This is a genomic window from Bacillus sp. OTU530, from assembly GCF_038440375.1.
On the sequence record NZ_JASATP010000001.1, the window covers coordinates 154,776 to 169,835 of the forward strand.

Consider the following 15,060-nt stretch of genomic DNA (forward strand, 5'->3'; position numbering starts at 1 on the left):
GATACGGGATGAGAATGGTTGATTTGATTGCAAAAAAACGAGATGGACATATACTATCTGCAGCAGAAATTCAGTTCATTATCAACGAATACACAAATGGAACGATTCCTGATTATCAAATGAGCGCTTTTGCAATGGCAGTATTTTTCCGGGATATGAACGACCAGGAGCGCGCGGACTTAACGATGGCAATGGTACATAGCGGGGATACAATTGATTTATCAGCTATTGCGGGCATTAAGGTCGATAAGCACTCTACCGGGGGAGTGGGAGACACAACAACACTTGTGCTCGGTCCGCTTGTCGCATCCCTTGGCGTACCGGTTGCAAAAATGTCAGGGCGCGGCTTAGGTCACACGGGCGGTACGATTGATAAGCTAGAAGCGGTGCCCGGCTTCCACGTTGAGATTGAAAATGAAGAATTCACCCGTCTCGTAAATGCAAATAAGATTGCGATAATCGGACAGAGTGGCAATTTAACGCCAGCTGATAAACAGCTCTACGCGCTTCGTGATGTTACTGCAACTGTCAACTCTATTCCCCTCATCGCCAGTTCGATTATGAGCAAAAAAATTGCTGCAGGTGCCGATGCGATTGTGCTCGATGTGAAAACCGGGGCAGGCGCGTTTATGAAAACGGCAGAGGAAGCACGCGCATTAGCGGAGGCGATGGTACGTATCGGGAATACGGTCGGACGAAAAACAATGGCGGTGATTTCTGACATGAGTCAGCCGCTCGGCTTTGCGATTGGCAATGCGCTTGAGGTGCAGGAGGCAATCGATACATTGCGCGGACAAGGACCGAAGGACTTGGAGGAACTTTGTCTAACGCTTGGCAGTCAAATGGTCTATTTAGCGGGAAAAGCACCGTCTATAGAAGAGGCACGCGCGAATTTGCAGGAAGCCATCCAAAATGGATCGGCACTCGAAACGTTGAAAGTATTTCTTGCTGCGCAGGGCGGCGATGCTTCAGTTGTCGATGATCCGTCCAAGCTGCCGCAGGCAAAATATGTGTTCGACTTGGAAGCGCAGCAGGACGGACATGTTGTGGAAATTGTTGCAGATGAGATCGGTACAGCTGCGATGCTGCTGGGGGCAGGACGTGCAACGAAAGAGTCGGTCATTGACTTGGCCGTTGGGTTAATGCTGCGCAAAAAGGTAGGAGATAGTGTCAAAAAAGGGGAGCCGCTTGTTACGGTATATGCAAACAGTGAACATGTGGAAGAAGTGAAGCGGAAACTATACGAGAGTATTCGTATTTCCAAGGAAGCGGTTGTTTCTCCAGTGCTTGTTTATGACATTGTAGGAGAATAAAGGAAGTATTTAGAGAGTGTAAAGGCTAAGGAGATGCTTCCTTAGCTTTTTATACTTTAAATGGTTGATACAGCATTGAGTGTTGGACAGGAAACCGGACAGACACAAGTTCACAGATTACATGATTTGTTTTTAGCTGCGTTATAATAGGGATGGGGTGGTCTTTATGATTCGAATTTGTGCAATTTATCATACAGGAGAAGTTGTATATGATGTGACACTGGAAGAAGCGCGGCAAAAACATGTTGCTTGGTATTGGGTTGATTTGTCGGAGCCGACAGAGGAAGAATATACATATGTGCTGCGGGATACATTTCGCTTTCATCCATTGGCGATTGAGGATTGCTTAGAGTATGTGCAGCGGCCAAAGGTTGATTTCTATGAGGGTTACCATTTTCTTGTACTGCATTCCTTATCCAGAGACGACTTGGATCCTCGTGAAATTGACTTGTTTATTAGTGAGAACTATGTTGTATCCTTTCACTTTCATGAAGATAAGGCGCTGCAGCGCGCATGGGAAAAACTATCAGATCGAACACGTGTGCAGCAAAGCCCGCTTCATTTAACACATACGATTATCGATCAGATGGTTGATAACTATTTTTCACCAGTGTACTTTTTGGAAGATCGACTAAATGATATCGATGATAGTTTAACCCGCGAATCAGCAGGTGACGTGCTTGAAGAGATATTTGATATACGGGCAGATTTGTCTAAGCTTCGCAGGACAATTGTACCAATGCGCGATTTATTGTACCGTATTCTCAACTCGGAGCGATTTTATAATGTGAGCGATCATGAAATATATTTTAAGGACATCCATGATCATCTGCTAAAGCTAGCGGAAATGATTGAAATGAGTCGAGAACTAACAGCCGATATTCGTGATAGCTGCTTTTCATTAAACTCAAACTATATGAACGCGATTATGAAAACACTCACCGTTTTCTCGACTATCTTCATGCCGCTCACCTTTATCGCTGGTGTGTACGGGATGAATTTTAGATTTATGCCCGAGCTTGGCTGGAGGTACGGTTATTATGGATGTCTCCTGCTAATGGGGGCGATTTTTGTGGTGATGATGCTTTGGTTTCGAAAAAAGGGCTGGTTTAAATAATGTTCTTCGGCACAGAAGTTTTTTGCCTTCTGTGCCGAAGCGTGCTAAAGACAAAAGCAAAGATCACGTGTTACGTTACATATACATAAAAACGCCCTGCACGCGTACTTTAACTGTCAGCTCTCCAGGCGCGATTGGCGTCACAGCTTTTGGCTGCGCAGCTGCGTAGCCAACCAGCGGCTGTGGCGCGCATCCTCCTTCTTCTACGATGGAAACAGGGATAGGATTTATATTCACATGCAATGCTTCGGCAACTGTTTTTGCTTTTTCTTGGGCATTCAAAACGGCGCGTGTTAAAGCTTGCTCGTAATATAAGCCAGGATCGGACACGCGGAAAGTTAGATCGCGAGCAATATTAGCTCCTGCCCCAATCGCTGCATCATACACCTCTCCTGCTTTTTGCACATTCAAAACGGTTACCTCGTATAAATGCTCCACCCGGTAGCCGCGTAAAGAGGAGACACCGTCTTTGTAATCATACTCTGGCGTAATGGTATACGAAAGAGTTTGGATATCCTTTTCTTGAATGCCGAGCGTTTGCAATGCTTGCAATAAGGCATTAGAGCGAAGGGCATTTTCCTCTTGTGCTGCCTTCACATTGTTATCCTCAGTCATCACGCCAATCGTCAAAACGACTACATCGGGCTTTGCCGTCGCAATTCCTTCTCCTTGTACCGTTACAGTGCCCTCTCTTGTGGGACGATAGTCTGAATATGGGTATGAGTTCATATGGTACATTGTTAGCACCTCTCTTCGCTTTTTCTCTAAAATATATGAAGAGTGCAGCAGAAAAATTTGCAGGAGCATACTGTCAAATATACCGTCATCATGGCAGATTTATCGTTAAAACCATACGTATTTTACAATTAAAGTAAATTAAAAGAGGGTTACACACAAAAAACCTAACATAATCACGTAAATTTTGCAGAAAAAGTGTACAACATGAAGCAACATACATTATAATAAATGAAAATCAAGAAGATAAAGGGTCGAGACTAGTGAAAGAAGAACGAGAAACGCTCATTTTAGAACTATCTATGTCATTTCGAAAAATGATCCGCATGCTCCAGAATGATATTAACGAATTGTTTTCTGAGTATATGCCATGGAATGAATTTTCTGTTTTACGTGCGTTACACGCAAAAAGCCCACAAATGGCTTCCCAAATTGCCCAAGAAGTCAATGTCACATCAAGTCACATTACTGCTGTTACAGATCGTCTCGTACGCAAGAATCTTGTGATGCGTAAACGCTCTGATTCTGACCGACGGATTGTATATTTAGAAATTACTAAAACAGGACAGGAAGTCGCTGAAAAGCTGGAAAATGTCAGAAAAGCATATTATCGGGAAAAATTTGCAGATTTGAGCAATGAAGAAATGAAGGTTATGGTTGAATTAATTGAGCGAGTATTGTAAAGAAGAAGCTGACCTCAATAGGCATACAAAATGTCTACTGGGGTCAGCTTTTTTGTAGGCGCTTTTACATTGTAAGAACGTATAAATTTCTAGCTAGGAGACCATTCGACGTAGTGAGAAATTTTAGGAATACCGGATAAATAGGGCTGCGTCTCTGTCTTCACCTGGGGAGCAACGCTCGCCAATCGGCGTTTAACGACTTTTCCGAGAAATCTCATTCTAGTTCAGCCTCAAGGCATCCTCTGAGAGCATGGAGAAACATGTCGATTTTTTCTATTCTCCTTAGAAAAAAATGGTATAAACGCTTTTTTACTGGAAACAATAGATATGATACTGATATGGAGGGTGTGGACATGAGACGATTCATCGGAATATTGGCTTGTTTCACATTATTATGTTCCGCTGCTCCGGTTGGCTTTGCGCAGTCTGAAGCAACGCCCAAGCAACCGGTGCAAAGGCAAGCGGAAGCTTCACAGCCGAAGCTGGTGGAAAATGCTTCATCTGCCGTTTTGCTCGAACAGGATACAGGGAAGGTGCTATTTAATAAAAATAGCAACGAAAAGCTGCCCCCAGCGAGCATGACGAAAATTATGACAATGCTGCTCATTATGGAGCAAATCGACAAAGGAAAGCTTAAGCTTACTGATAAGGTGCGTACGAGCGAGTATGCAGCTTCCATGGGAGGATCGCAAATTTTCTTGGAGCCAGGAGAAGAAATGACGGTGGATGAGATGCTAAAAGGCATTGCGATCGCCTCCGGAAATGACGCTTCCGTTGCCGTTGCTGAGCATATTGCCGGTTCGGAGGAAGGCTTTGTTACGATGATGAATAACAGGGCGAAGGAGCTAGGGCTGAAAAATACGCATTTCCAAAATCCGACAGGCCTGCCCGCGGAGAATCATTACTCCACCGCATATGATATGGCAGTGATGGCGAGAGAATTAATGAAATATCCACTCATCCGCAATTATACAGGGAAATATGAGGGCTATTTACGTGAAAACACGGACAAGCGATTTTGGCTTGTGAATACGAATAAGCTCGTTCGTTTTTACCCAGGTGTTGACGGCGTGAAAACTGGCTTTACGACAGAGGCACGATATTGCTTGACAGCTTCTGCACAAAAAAATGGCATGCGTGTGATTGCTGTCGTGATGGGAGCGCCAACGTCCAAAGAGCGTAATGCACAAGTTACCAAACTGCTTGATTACGCATTTAGTCAGTATACGACAAAGCTGCTTTATAAAAAGGATCAACCGATCAAAACTATTAAGGTAAGCCGCGGTCAGAGAAAAGAAGTACAGCTTGTGGCTGCTGATAATGTATCGGTGCTGTTGAAAAAAGGAGAAAGCGCTGACAAGGTGACGCAGGAGATTATCATGGATAAAAAAGTAAAGGCACCTGTGAAAAAAGGCACACCACTGGGCACGCTTATTGTGAAAAATGGAAATGAAGTCATCTCGAGGCAGTCGATCGTAGCGAGCGAGGATATTGATGCAGCAAGCTGGTGGGAACTGTTTAAACAGAGCTTTGGAATGTTTTCAAAATCGAAGTAAAGAAAAGTAGTTGCACTTACAATTTATCTCTAAAATTCCGGCTATAACGAATACAGTCCCGCAGCAAACAGCCTGTGCGGCTTATGGAAAGATTCTGTTTGCTCTTCCCCATGAAAGGAGCTTTTTCCCTATACAAAAGGAATAGCATGTTGTGGCAAAGAGTGAGCAGGGCGGCATCTAAAAAGCTATGCTTTCTCAGCCTTGAAGCCAACCGTGGGAGCGGCTGTAAGCTGCTTCCCCTTTTGCCGGGAGGCTTGCTTCTTGACTGCGAAAATGCACTTCTTTTGTCGGGTGGAAGGAATAGCCAATCGAGAAAGCGAAAGATGTTATATACGTTCCGCGCGAATGCGCACGCATCCTACAAACAAGGGGGAAGGAAACGTGAGTCTTTCGATGAGTCTAGAAGTAAAGCAAGATGTTCTATGCATTCGGTTGGAGGGAGAGCTCGACCATCATACAGCTGAAGCGTTGCGTACAGAAGTGACAGAGATGCTGGAAAAGAAGCGGATTCACCATATTATTTTAAATCTCGAGTCTTTGAGCTTTATGGATAGCTCCGGTCTTGGGGTTATTTTAGGAAGATATAAGCATATTAAAAGCTTGGGCGGAGAAATGGTTGTTTGTGCGATTTCTCCCGCTGTGAAACGATTATTTGAAATGTCCGGCTTGTTCAAAATTATCCGTCTGGAAGAAAGTGAACAAAACGCACTTGCGACATTGGGGGTGGCATAAATGAGAAATGAAATGCACTTGCAGTTTTCTGCTCTCAGCCAAAACGAATCGTTCGCGCGCGTAACAGTTGCTTCTTTTATCGCGCAGCTTGACCCGACGCTAGACGAGCTGACAGAAATTAAGACCGTTGTCTCAGAGGCGGTAACAAATGCGATTATCCACGGATATGAACAAAGACCGGACGGCATTGTATATATTACGGTTACATTGGAGGACGGAGCTGTCAAAATGACAATCCGTGATGAAGGGATCGGTATTACAGATTTAGATGAGGCAAGACAGCCATTATTTACGACAAAACCTGAACTAGAGCGTTCCGGCATGGGCTTTACAATCATGGAAAATTTTATGGACGAGGTCGAAGTTATTTCCAGCCACAATTTCGGAACAACAATTCATCTTACGAAGTATTTGTCAAAAAGCAACGCTCTATGCAATTAAGGAGACGGGCCTATGGACATAGAGGTAAAAAACGAAAATGGAAAAGTGCAGTTAAAGGACCATGAGCTGAAGGAATTGATCCAAAGAAGTCAAGCCGGTGACCAAACCGCACGAGATACGATTGTGGAAACAAATATGCGCCTTGTTTGGTCCGTTGTACAGCGCTTTTTAAACCGTGGCTATGAGCCGGAGGATTTATTTCAAATCGGCTGTATTGGGCTGCTAAAATCAGTTGATAAATTTGATTTGTCATTCGATGTTAAGTTTTCAACGTATGCCGTCCCGATGATCATTGGAGAAATCCAACGCTTTTTGCGTGACGATGGTACGGTAAAGGTGAGTCGTTCCTTGAAGGAAACGGGAAATAAAATTCGTAAGATGAAGGACGAACTCTCAAAACGATTAGGACGAGCTCCAACGATTAATGAAGTAGCGGAAGCGCTTGAGCTTACGCCAGAGGAGGTTGTACTGGCGCAGGAGGCAAGCCGTACACCATCTTCCATTCATGAAACGGTATACGAAAATGACGGAGATCCGATTACCATTTTGGATCAAATTGCTGACCAAACCCAAACAAAATGGTTTGATCAAATCGCTTTGAAAGAGGCAATTCGCGAGCTTGATGAACGTGAACGTCTCATCGTTTATTTACGATATTATAAAGACCAAACCCAATCTGAAGTAGCAGAACGGCTTAGTATTTCTCAGGTGCAAGTTTCACGCTTAGAAAAGAAAATCCTGCAGCAAATGAAGGACCGAATAGGTGAATAGCCTGTTCGGTTTTTTCTTGCACTGTAAGAAAGTATAAATTTCCAGCCGGAAGTGAACTCGACGTAGTCGGAAATTTTGGGAATACAGGATAAGGGCAACTACGCCTCCGCCAGCTGGCGAGTTTTCTTTACACTGTAAGAAAGTATAAATTTCTAGCTAGGAGACCATTCGACGTAGTGAGAAATTTTAGGAATACAGGATAAGGGCAACTACGCCTCTGTCTTCGCCCAAGAACAGGGCTCGCCAATCGGCGAGTTTTCTTTACCTTACGAAAGTAGTGCAGCTTTTAGGCACAGTCTAGTTCTAGATTCAAATTAATTTTCTGGAATAATTTAAATCTAGGGGATTTATGCTGCGTATGAGATGAATCTTCAAAGGGACAAGCGTCACCTCTCCGCAATTCCACTATAACACTTGAGGAAATAAGTGTTTCGTAACGTATTTTTAGCATAACCATTTTTTTCTCCATTAAACATATTCCATGAAGATGTTGTATTCTGATATAACTTATTTTTCATCTTGTTTGCTTTTTGGTATTTTGGGTATAAATTTCCAGTTAGAAGCGAATTCAGTGCCGTTAGGAAATTTTAGGAATGCACCATAAGTACAACTACATCTCCGCCTTCACCAGCCGGCGAGTTTTCTTGATCTAGTGCTTGCTGTGGAGCAAGACCTCCTACAAAGCGCTTCACAAGTCAGCAAACGGTTCTCTTGCATTTTTATTAAAAATTCGTATTAGATAATTTTGCATCAAGCATACTACAACTACGAGGAATTGTGGAGGAGATGGTGGCAATGAGCAACCTTGTCTATATAAAAATGCGTCAGCGTTTGCAGGTGTCGCCGGGGTATGAAATTCAGGTGGGAGATGTCGCACAAATCACAGCAGATGAGACGCTTGTCGAGCACTTAAGAAAGTGCCCTGTATATCAAATTACAAAGCAGGATAAAACGCATGTGGTCATTGACGCAATGAAGGTAATTGAAGCAATTAGGCGGCATAACCATACATTAGAGCTGAATTTACTAGGGCCCGCACAAACGATTGTGGAGATCGTCTATGAGGAAAAACGTGTGAATCCATTTTTTTTCACTGTTGTTTGGCTGCTTTTATTTGTCGGGGCTGGTCTCGCTATCATTTACTTTCATGAGGATGTTAGTATGCAGCAGGTGCACCAGCGTATGTATTACATGGTAACAGGAGAAACAGTCAAAAAGCCGCTTTTATTTCAAATCCCATATTCGCTCGGACTTGGAGTTGGTATGATCTTGTTTTTTAACCATGTGTTTAAAAAACGTATTAATGAAGAGCCTAGCCCGCTTGAGGTCGAAATCTTTCAATATCAGCAGTCATTAGATCAATACGTCATTATGAATGAAAACAAAGAGAGTATGAAACAGCTTGAAAATCGTTGAGTACAGTTCAGTTATGTTCATTGGCTTTGCGGGCGGCATTGCGGTTGGAGGAGGCTTTGTAGCTTTTCTGGCGGTGCTTGGCATTATTCCGAGGCTAGTGCAGCTGACGAAAAGTGTCCATTATGTACAAGCTTATGAATGGGCAGTTATCACAGGAGCGTTAATTGGCAGTTGGTTCAGCTTGCGAGATACGGTGCTGTCAGTTTCTCATTTTTGGATTGTACCGCTCGGTTTGTTATGCGGTGTGTTCGTCGGTATGCTGTCGGCGGCTTTAACGGAAGTATTAAATGTGCTTCCGATATTAGCAAAGCGGATCGGCGTAGATGGGAAAATTGTTGTACTGCTCATGGCCCTTGTGCTTGGAAAGGTGTTAGGTTCGTTGTTTCATTGGCTGTATTTGATTAAATAGGAGGAATATGGATGGCGAAGAAAAAGCTGAAGGATGATTATAAAAATAATATTAAGCCCTATCAACCAAAGCCGAATTATCTCGTAAATTGCACGAGAGCATTTATTATTGGGGGCATCATTTGTACGATTGGAGAAGCTTTAACAAAGTTTTACACAACTGTTTTTCATTTTTCCGATAAAGAGGCTGGTAATCCTACTGTAGCAACGCTGGTCATACTTTCCGCTCTTTTAACGGGACTTGGTATATATGACAAACTCGGACAATACGCAGGGGCCGGGTCGGCTGTGCCAGTAACCGGTTTTGCCAACTCTATGACAAGTGCAGCGATGGAGCATCGGAGTGAAGGAATTGTACTAGGTGTGGCGACGAACATGTTTAAGCTAGCAGGAAGCGTGATTGTATTTGGGGTAGTCGGAGCTTATATTGTCGGCCTGATCCGCTATACACTCAAACTGTTGATGTAACAAGGAGGAGCAGCATGAGACTGACTGGAAAACAAACGTGGGTGTTTCAAAATGATGTGTATGTCAATGCAACTGGTACAGCGGTTGGACCAATGGAAGCAAATGGGCCTCTCGGTCAATACTTTGATGTGAAGTATGACGAACTCCATTGCAACGAAAGCAATTGGGAACTCGCTGAAAGACGGCTCATGAGCGATTCCATTGAACAAGTACTAACAAAGACGGAACTTAAACATGAGGATATTAATTTTTTCCTCGCCGGGGATTTGCTGAATCAAATTGTAACAGCAAGCTATTCTGCCCGCCAACTCGGTATTCCATATTTAGGGATGTTTGGCGCCTGCTCAACGTCTATGGAAACACTGGCGGTTGGTTCGGCATTGGTGGACGGGGGCTTTGCCAATCGGGTTTTGGCAAGCGTGAGCAGCCATAACGCTACAGCAGAGCGACAATTTCGTTATCCAACAGAATATGGAGGACAAAAGCCGGATTCAGCAACGTGGACCGTGACCGGAGCGGGAACCGCTTTGGTGAGCCAAACTCCAGGACCTATTAAGATTACCTCCGCTACGCTTGGAACGGTGGAGGATCTTGGCATTACAGACCCATTTGATATGGGATCTGCAATGGCGCCGGCAGCGGCGCGAACAATTCAACAGCATTTTGAAGATTTAGGCCGCAGCGCAAGCGACTACGATTTAATTGTAACAGGTGACTTATCTGCAGTTGGCACACCCATTTGCCGGCAAATGCTGCTAGATGAAGGCTACGATATGGGAAGTGTGTACAATGATTGCGGCTTGCTGCTTTACGGACCGGACCAAGAAGTATTTGCCGGCGGTAGCGGCTGCGCGTGCTCAGCAGTTGTGACATATGGACATTTGCTGCAGGAAATGCGGTTAGGAAACCTAAATCGTCTGTTGGTAGTAGCGACTGGCGCTCTGCTAAACCCGATAATGGTTCAGCAAAAGGAAAGCATCCCAACGATTGCGCACGGGGTTGTATTCGAACGCGTAAAAGGAGTGTAATGGAAGTATGGAGTTTGTATATGCTTTTTTGGTCGGCGGAGCCATCTGTGTAGTAGGACAATTGTTTTTAGATATTACAAAGCTAACTCCGGCCCATCTTATGGCAAGCTTTGTCATACTTGGCGCCATATTGGACGGGTTTGGTCTTTATGATAATCTCATTCGCTTTGCTGGTGCGGGTGCCACTGTTCCAATTACAAGTTTTGGTCACTCCCTCATGCACGGAGCGATGCAGGAAGCGAAGCAACACGGTTATCTCGGGCTTGGGATGGGGATGTTTTCCCTCACATCTGTTGGGATTTCAGCTGCTATTTTGTTTGCGTTTATCGCTGCTCTTATTTTTAAACCGAAAGGATAAGATCTATGAGAAGAAGGGTTATTTTGGTGACGGACGGAGATGAATATGCGCTGCGCACAATTGAATATGTAGCAAAAGAGTTTGGCGGGCGCTGCATTTCGGCATCCCAAAGCAATCCGACGAGGCTGACAGGAGAACAATTAGTACAGCTCATCCTCCAGACGCCGTATGACCCTGTTTTTGTACTGTTTGACGACAGCGGCTACATAGGAGAAGGACCCGGAGAGCAAGCATTACAGTATGTAGCGAACCATGCGCAAATGGATGTTCTTGGCGTACTGGCTGTTGCATCAAACACGCACCATCATGAATGGACGCGTGTGGATGTGAGCATCGACCGAAATGGTCACTTAACGGAGTATGGTGTTGATAAATCCGGGCTGGCAGATGTGGAACTTGGGCGCATTAACGGTGATACTGTATATTGTCTAGACAAATTGAATGTACCGATCATTATTGGAATTGGTGATATCGGGAAAATGTATGGAAATGATGATGTGAAGCGCGGCTCTCCCATAACAAAGCAGGCGATTGAGCTGATTTTAGAAAGGAGTGGATATTATGACGGCAATGGAGAAGCAAAAGGTTAACATTCCCATTTCTTCGTTTTTGAGCGATAATGAAAACTATTTAAAGCAAACCGTTGGGATTGGTGTAACATTTGACGTGGGTCTGCGGAAGTTTGATTTTCTAGGAACAAAGATTGGTTTGCTATATGTAAACGGGCTGTGTGATTCCAACTTTATCATCCATCTTTTGGATGAAGTGATTGATACAAATGATGTAGAAAGCCAGCGTGACAATGTAACAGCAATTTTAGAAAACCGCCTCATCCATCAGCAGGTGAGCAAAGTGAAAACAATGGAAGAGGTATTATCGTCTGCTTTATCCGGACTCATTATTATCTTTGTAGAGGGAGAAGAAGAGGCGTTTGTCATTGACGTTCGAAGCTATCCGGGACGGACCCCGGCTGAGCCTGATACAGAGAAGGTTGTACGCGGCGCCCGTGATGGATTTGTTGAGAATATCGTTATGAACACCGGTCTGATTCGCCGCAGAATCCGTGATCCACGCCTTCGTCATGAGATTATCAAGGTTGGGGAACGCTCAAAAACAGACATTTGTATTTCCTATATTCAGGACGTGGCAGATCCTGATTTAGTGAAAATTATTAAACAAGAGCTAACAAACATTAAAATTGATGGCCTTACAATGGCAGATAAAGCAGTCGAAGAGTTTTTAGTGAAGCAAAGCATCAACCCATATCCGTTAGTACGATATACGGAGCGCCCTGATGTTGCGGCCAATCACATTTTGGAAGGACATGTTCTTATTATTGTTGATACATCTCCTAGCGTTATGATTACACCGACAACATTTTTCCACCATGTGCAGCATGCGGAGGAGTTCCGGCAAAATCCGGCAGTTGGTACGTTTTTACGTTGGATTCGATTTATCGGGATTTTTTTCTCCCTCTTTCTATTGCCATTTTGGTTAGCCTTTGTATTTGATCCGAGCCTTTTACCAGACAAGTTTGCGTTTATTGGGCCGAATAAAATGACGAACTTGCCGATATTTCTGCAAATTATCTTAGCTGAAGTCGGACTGGAATTTTTACGGATGGCATCTATTCACACGCCAACAGCGTTATCGACTTCACTTGGTTTAATCGCTGCCGTGCTTGTCGGACAAATTGCCATCGAAGTCGGTCTATTTGTTCCCGAGGTTATTTTATATTCAGCAATCTCTGTCATCGGAACATATGCCACACCAAGCTATGAGCTTGGGCTTGCGAACAAAATCGCAAAAATTTTCATTATGCTACTCACAGCATGGCTTCATGAAATGGGCTTTATCATCGGCGTAACACTGGTGATTCTATACCTTGTATCGATCAGAAGCCTGCAAACTCCATACCTATGGCCGTTTTTGCCATTTGATGGGGGAGCGCTTATGAAAATCTTGGTTCGTCCAACCATTTCCAGTATGAGAGCAAGGCCAAGCATCGTCCATCCGCAAAATACAAAACGCTTGCCCTAACATGCAGCGATACTGGTCGCTTGTTTGTCAGGCGAAGACAGAAGCGCAGTTGCACTTACATCTTGTTCTTAAAAGTGGAAAAAAAATGACCGTAGCAGGGAGAAATATCTCCCGCTCGGTCATCCCAGCTTTTCTTATTTAAACAATGACTTCACAAAATCAATAAAGCTTGCAAAAATCCCTTTCAATTGCTCCAAAAAGGTTTGGCCTTCCTCAGAACTTAGGAATGCCGTTACTTTCTCTTTCGCTTGATTCAATTGATCACCGACTTGATTCCAGTCGATGTTTAAGCTTTGCATTTTCTGGAATAAGGTAACGAGATTGTTAAATTGCTCGTCAGTCAATTGAATACCAAGCTCATCTGCATATTTTTTAATCAGAGCCTTCAGCTCCTCTACGTTTTGCGGCGGATCATTCGCAATGGCTTCCTTGACCTTTGCAACAAGTGCGACTGCCTGATCGGAGCCAATTTGATCACCAAGCTTTGCGGTTGTTACCATTTCCTGATTTGCGACCTGTTTGACTTCTTCGGAGATCGGCTTATTTGTCGCTACCTCATAGGCTTTCATTAATCCTGTAAGCGCTGCTGTACCAGAAACGGAGAATGGTGCTGTAATATAAATATTTGCATCCTTTACACCTGCTGTGATAAGCGCGTTCGTATACATGGCGTCTGTCACCCAGCTAATATTCTTTGTTTGTACGATTAAGCCAGAGCCGGCCTTTGTATACGTAATGATAGATGATGAAATGGCTTTTGTGCCAATTTGCGCTTTCGGTACATATTGATCCAAATATTTGTGTTCTTCCTCATTAGAAACAGTAATAATTTGCGCATCGCTTGGCGCCTTCATTTCCTGTAACATTTCGGTTTTTTGTTGTTCCGTTAAATTTTCTCCTAATGTCACGATGCTGTCTCCCTCTGCTACATCTGCCAGTGCAGAAACAGGCACAAGTAGCACAGATAAGGCGAGAAGCCATGATAAGAGCTTCGTTTTCACGAAAATCGCTCCTTTCCTTCTTTCCAATAATTTTAGGGCAACAAGCCCATTATAGTACATTTCTATGCTTTGTCATCAGTCTTAAGTTGGATTTTTGCAAAGTTGTCTTGTTATATTTTAGAAGCAAAGGGCATAATTACCATAAATACTATTCCCCATAAGGTCCTTATTTTGTATCCTGCACACAATATGGTATGATAGAGGCTGAGATTGAATAAAGGAGAGATTTTCCAATGAAAAAAGGTCATATTATTATGGAAAACGGTGAGAAAATTGAATTCGAACTGTTTCATGAAGCAGCACCGATTACAGTTGATAACTTCGCTAAATTAGCTAAAGAAGGATTTTATGATGGTGTAACTTTCCACCGTGTTATTCCAGGTTTCGTAAGTCAAGGGGGAGATCCTACAGGAACAGGCGCAGGCGGTCCTGGTTATTCGATTCCATGTGAAACAGCAGGCAACCCGCACAAGCATACAGCAGGGGCGTTCTCAATGGCGCACCGCGGAAAAGATACAGGCGGCAGCCAGTTCTTTATTGTACATGAGCCGCAGCCTCATTTAGATGGTGTACATACTGTGTTTGGAAAAGTAATCGAAGGAATGGAAACAGTGCTGAATATGAAGCAAGGCGCTGTTATGAAGGAAGTTAAAGTTTGGGAAGATTGATTTCCTAAAGAAAACTCGCTGATTGGCAAGCCGTTAGGCGAAGACAGAGGCGTAGTTGCATGTACACTGTATCCCTAAAATTTCCAACTTCATCGAATGACTTCTAGCGGGAAATTTATACGTTCCTACAGTGTAAATAAAAAACTGAAAGCCCTTGGTCTGAAATGGACCAGGGGCTTTCAGTTTTTAAAAATAAGAAAGTATCGGATTTTGTCTGGGGTCTACGAACTGCTTGTTACGGGAAAGAGCCTCCCATTCATAAGGCAAAAACGTCTTGCCAATGAGATCGCTATTCCCTTTACGAGCAAAGCTGAACTGCATCCGC

At 43.7% G+C, this 15,060-nt stretch carries 17 protein-coding genes; 15 read left to right on the forward strand and 2 right to left on the reverse strand.

Annotated elements, in window-relative coordinates; all coding sequences use genetic code 11:
* Positions 1 to 8 precede the first annotated feature (8 nt).
* Together AAHB12_RS00835 and corA are read left to right on the forward strand one after the other, a co-directional pair.
* Positions 9 to 1,313: a pyrimidine-nucleoside phosphorylase gene (locus AAHB12_RS00835; protein ID WP_129727088.1), complete on the forward strand. Its 1,305-nt coding sequence runs from the start codon at positions 9 to 11 to the stop codon at positions 1,311 to 1,313.
* Between the two features lie 166 nt (positions 1,314 to 1,479).
* On the forward strand, positions 1,480 to 2,430 hold the full coding sequence (corA, locus tag AAHB12_RS00840) for a magnesium/cobalt transporter CorA (RefSeq protein ID WP_129727087.1): 951 nt from the start codon (positions 1,480 to 1,482) through the stop codon (positions 2,428 to 2,430).
* 75 nt (positions 2,431 to 2,505) lie between these two features.
* Here corA and AAHB12_RS00845 read toward each other — a convergent pair whose 3' ends face one another.
* Positions 2,506 to 3,168 (reverse strand): SIMPL domain-containing protein, encoded by a 663-nt coding sequence (locus AAHB12_RS00845; protein ID WP_129727086.1) that lies wholly within the window; start codon positions 3,166 to 3,168, stop codon positions 2,506 to 2,508.
* Between the two features lie 260 nt (positions 3,169 to 3,428).
* Between AAHB12_RS00845 and AAHB12_RS00850 the strand changes: the two genes are divergently transcribed.
* The 12 genes from AAHB12_RS00850 (at position 3,429) to AAHB12_RS00905 (ending at position 13,066) form a co-directional block, all read left to right on the forward strand.
* Complete coding sequence (locus AAHB12_RS00850; protein WP_129727085.1) at positions 3,429 to 3,848, forward strand: MarR family winged helix-turn-helix transcriptional regulator; 420 nt, start codon at positions 3,429 to 3,431, stop codon at positions 3,846 to 3,848.
* A gap of 353 nt (positions 3,849 to 4,201) precedes the next feature.
* Entirely contained in the window at positions 4,202 to 5,404 is a 1,203-nt protein-coding gene (locus tag AAHB12_RS00855; protein WP_342043985.1) for a D-alanyl-D-alanine carboxypeptidase family protein, read from the forward strand.
* A gap of 393 nt (positions 5,405 to 5,797) precedes the next feature.
* Entirely contained in the window at positions 5,798 to 6,136 is a 339-nt protein-coding gene (gene spoIIAA, locus AAHB12_RS00860) for an anti-sigma F factor antagonist (protein ID WP_379952311.1), read from the forward strand.
* Positions 6,137 to 6,577 carry an anti-sigma F factor gene (spoIIAB, locus tag AAHB12_RS00865; protein ID WP_129727082.1) on the forward strand — a complete coding sequence of 147 codons (441 nt, stop codon included), beginning with the start codon at positions 6,137 to 6,139 and terminating at the stop codon, positions 6,575 to 6,577. It begins immediately after the preceding gene.
* A 12-nt stretch (positions 6,578 to 6,589) separates the two neighbouring features.
* The gene (gene sigF, locus AAHB12_RS00870) at positions 6,590 to 7,348 is read left to right on the forward strand and encodes an RNA polymerase sporulation sigma factor SigF (protein ID WP_342043987.1); all 759 of its coding nucleotides are present in this window, start codon (positions 6,590 to 6,592) and stop codon (positions 7,346 to 7,348) included.
* A 795-nt stretch (positions 7,349 to 8,143) separates the two neighbouring features.
* Complete coding sequence (locus tag AAHB12_RS00875; protein ID WP_342043988.1) at positions 8,144 to 8,764, forward strand: stage V sporulation protein AA; 621 nt, start codon at positions 8,144 to 8,146, stop codon at positions 8,762 to 8,764.
* Positions 8,757 to 9,173 carry a stage V sporulation protein AB gene (locus tag AAHB12_RS00880; RefSeq protein WP_129727080.1) on the forward strand — a complete coding sequence of 139 codons (417 nt, stop codon included), beginning with the start codon at positions 8,757 to 8,759 and terminating at the stop codon, positions 9,171 to 9,173. Before AAHB12_RS00875 ends, AAHB12_RS00880 begins: the two co-directional genes overlap by 8 nt.
* An 11-nt stretch (positions 9,174 to 9,184) precedes the next feature.
* Positions 9,185 to 9,640, forward strand: coding sequence for a stage V sporulation protein AC (gene spoVAC / locus AAHB12_RS00885; RefSeq protein WP_129727051.1), 456 nt, complete (start codon positions 9,185 to 9,187; stop codon positions 9,638 to 9,640).
* Between the two features lie 14 nt (positions 9,641 to 9,654).
* Positions 9,655 to 10,668: a stage V sporulation protein AD gene (spoVAD, locus tag AAHB12_RS00890; RefSeq protein WP_342043989.1), complete on the forward strand. Its 1,014-nt coding sequence runs from the start codon at positions 9,655 to 9,657 to the stop codon at positions 10,666 to 10,668.
* A gap of 7 nt (positions 10,669 to 10,675) precedes the next feature.
* On the forward strand, positions 10,676 to 11,026 hold the full coding sequence (spoVAE, locus tag AAHB12_RS00895; protein WP_129727049.1) for a stage V sporulation protein AE: 351 nt from the start codon (positions 10,676 to 10,678) through the stop codon (positions 11,024 to 11,026).
* A 5-nt stretch (positions 11,027 to 11,031) separates the two neighbouring features.
* On the forward strand, positions 11,032 to 11,616 hold the full coding sequence (locus AAHB12_RS00900) for a stage V sporulation protein AE (protein WP_342043990.1): 585 nt from the start codon (positions 11,032 to 11,034) through the stop codon (positions 11,614 to 11,616).
* Entirely contained in the window at positions 11,597 to 13,066 is a 1,470-nt protein-coding gene (locus tag AAHB12_RS00905; protein ID WP_342044041.1) for a spore germination protein, read from the forward strand. Before AAHB12_RS00900 ends, AAHB12_RS00905 begins: the two co-directional genes overlap by 20 nt.
* 134 nt (positions 13,067 to 13,200) lie before the next feature.
* Here AAHB12_RS00905 and AAHB12_RS00910 read toward each other — a convergent pair whose 3' ends face one another.
* The gene (locus AAHB12_RS00910; RefSeq protein WP_342043991.1) at positions 13,201 to 14,067 is read right to left on the reverse strand and encodes a DUF1002 domain-containing protein; all 867 of its coding nucleotides are present in this window, start codon (positions 14,065 to 14,067) and stop codon (positions 13,201 to 13,203) included.
* A gap of 233 nt (positions 14,068 to 14,300) precedes the next feature.
* Between AAHB12_RS00910 and AAHB12_RS00915 the strand changes: the two genes are divergently transcribed.
* Entirely contained in the window at positions 14,301 to 14,735 is a 435-nt protein-coding gene (locus tag AAHB12_RS00915; RefSeq protein ID WP_129727045.1) for a peptidylprolyl isomerase, read from the forward strand.
* The last annotated feature ends 325 nt before the right edge of the window (positions 14,736 to 15,060 follow it).

Excerpts from the sequence above, each read along its gene's own strand:
- AAHB12_RS00835 (WP_129727088.1), top strand. The coding sequence starts at position 9 with ATGAGAATGGTTGATTTGATTGCAAAAAAACGAGATGGACATATACTA.
- corA (WP_129727087.1), top strand. The coding sequence starts at position 1,480 with ATGATTCGAATTTGTGCAATTTATCATACAGGAGAAGTTGTATATGAT.
- AAHB12_RS00845 (WP_129727086.1), bottom strand. The coding sequence starts at position 3,168 with ATGTACCATATGAACTCATACCCATATTCAGACTATCGTCCCACAAGA.
- AAHB12_RS00855 (WP_342043985.1), top strand. The coding sequence starts at position 4,202 with ATGAGACGATTCATCGGAATATTGGCTTGTTTCACATTATTATGTTCC.
- spoIIAA (WP_379952311.1), top strand. The coding sequence starts at position 5,798 with ATGAGTCTAGAAGTAAAGCAAGATGTTCTATGCATTCGGTTGGAGGGA.
- spoIIAB (WP_129727082.1), top strand. The coding sequence starts at position 6,137 with ATGAGAAATGAAATGCACTTGCAGTTTTCTGCTCTCAGCCAAAACGAA.
- sigF (WP_342043987.1), top strand. The coding sequence starts at position 6,590 with ATGGACATAGAGGTAAAAAACGAAAATGGAAAAGTGCAGTTAAAGGAC.
- AAHB12_RS00875 (WP_342043988.1), top strand. The coding sequence starts at position 8,144 with ATGAGCAACCTTGTCTATATAAAAATGCGTCAGCGTTTGCAGGTGTCG.
- spoVAC (WP_129727051.1), top strand. The coding sequence starts at position 9,185 with ATGGCGAAGAAAAAGCTGAAGGATGATTATAAAAATAATATTAAGCCC.
- spoVAD (WP_342043989.1), top strand. The coding sequence starts at position 9,655 with ATGAGACTGACTGGAAAACAAACGTGGGTGTTTCAAAATGATGTGTAT.
- spoVAE (WP_129727049.1), top strand. The coding sequence starts at position 10,676 with ATGGAGTTTGTATATGCTTTTTTGGTCGGCGGAGCCATCTGTGTAGTA.
- AAHB12_RS00900 (WP_342043990.1), top strand. The coding sequence starts at position 11,032 with ATGAGAAGAAGGGTTATTTTGGTGACGGACGGAGATGAATATGCGCTG.
- AAHB12_RS00905 (WP_342044041.1), top strand. The coding sequence starts at position 11,597 with ATGGAGAAGCAAAAGGTTAACATTCCCATTTCTTCGTTTTTGAGCGAT.
- AAHB12_RS00915 (WP_129727045.1), top strand. The coding sequence starts at position 14,301 with ATGAAAAAAGGTCATATTATTATGGAAAACGGTGAGAAAATTGAATTC.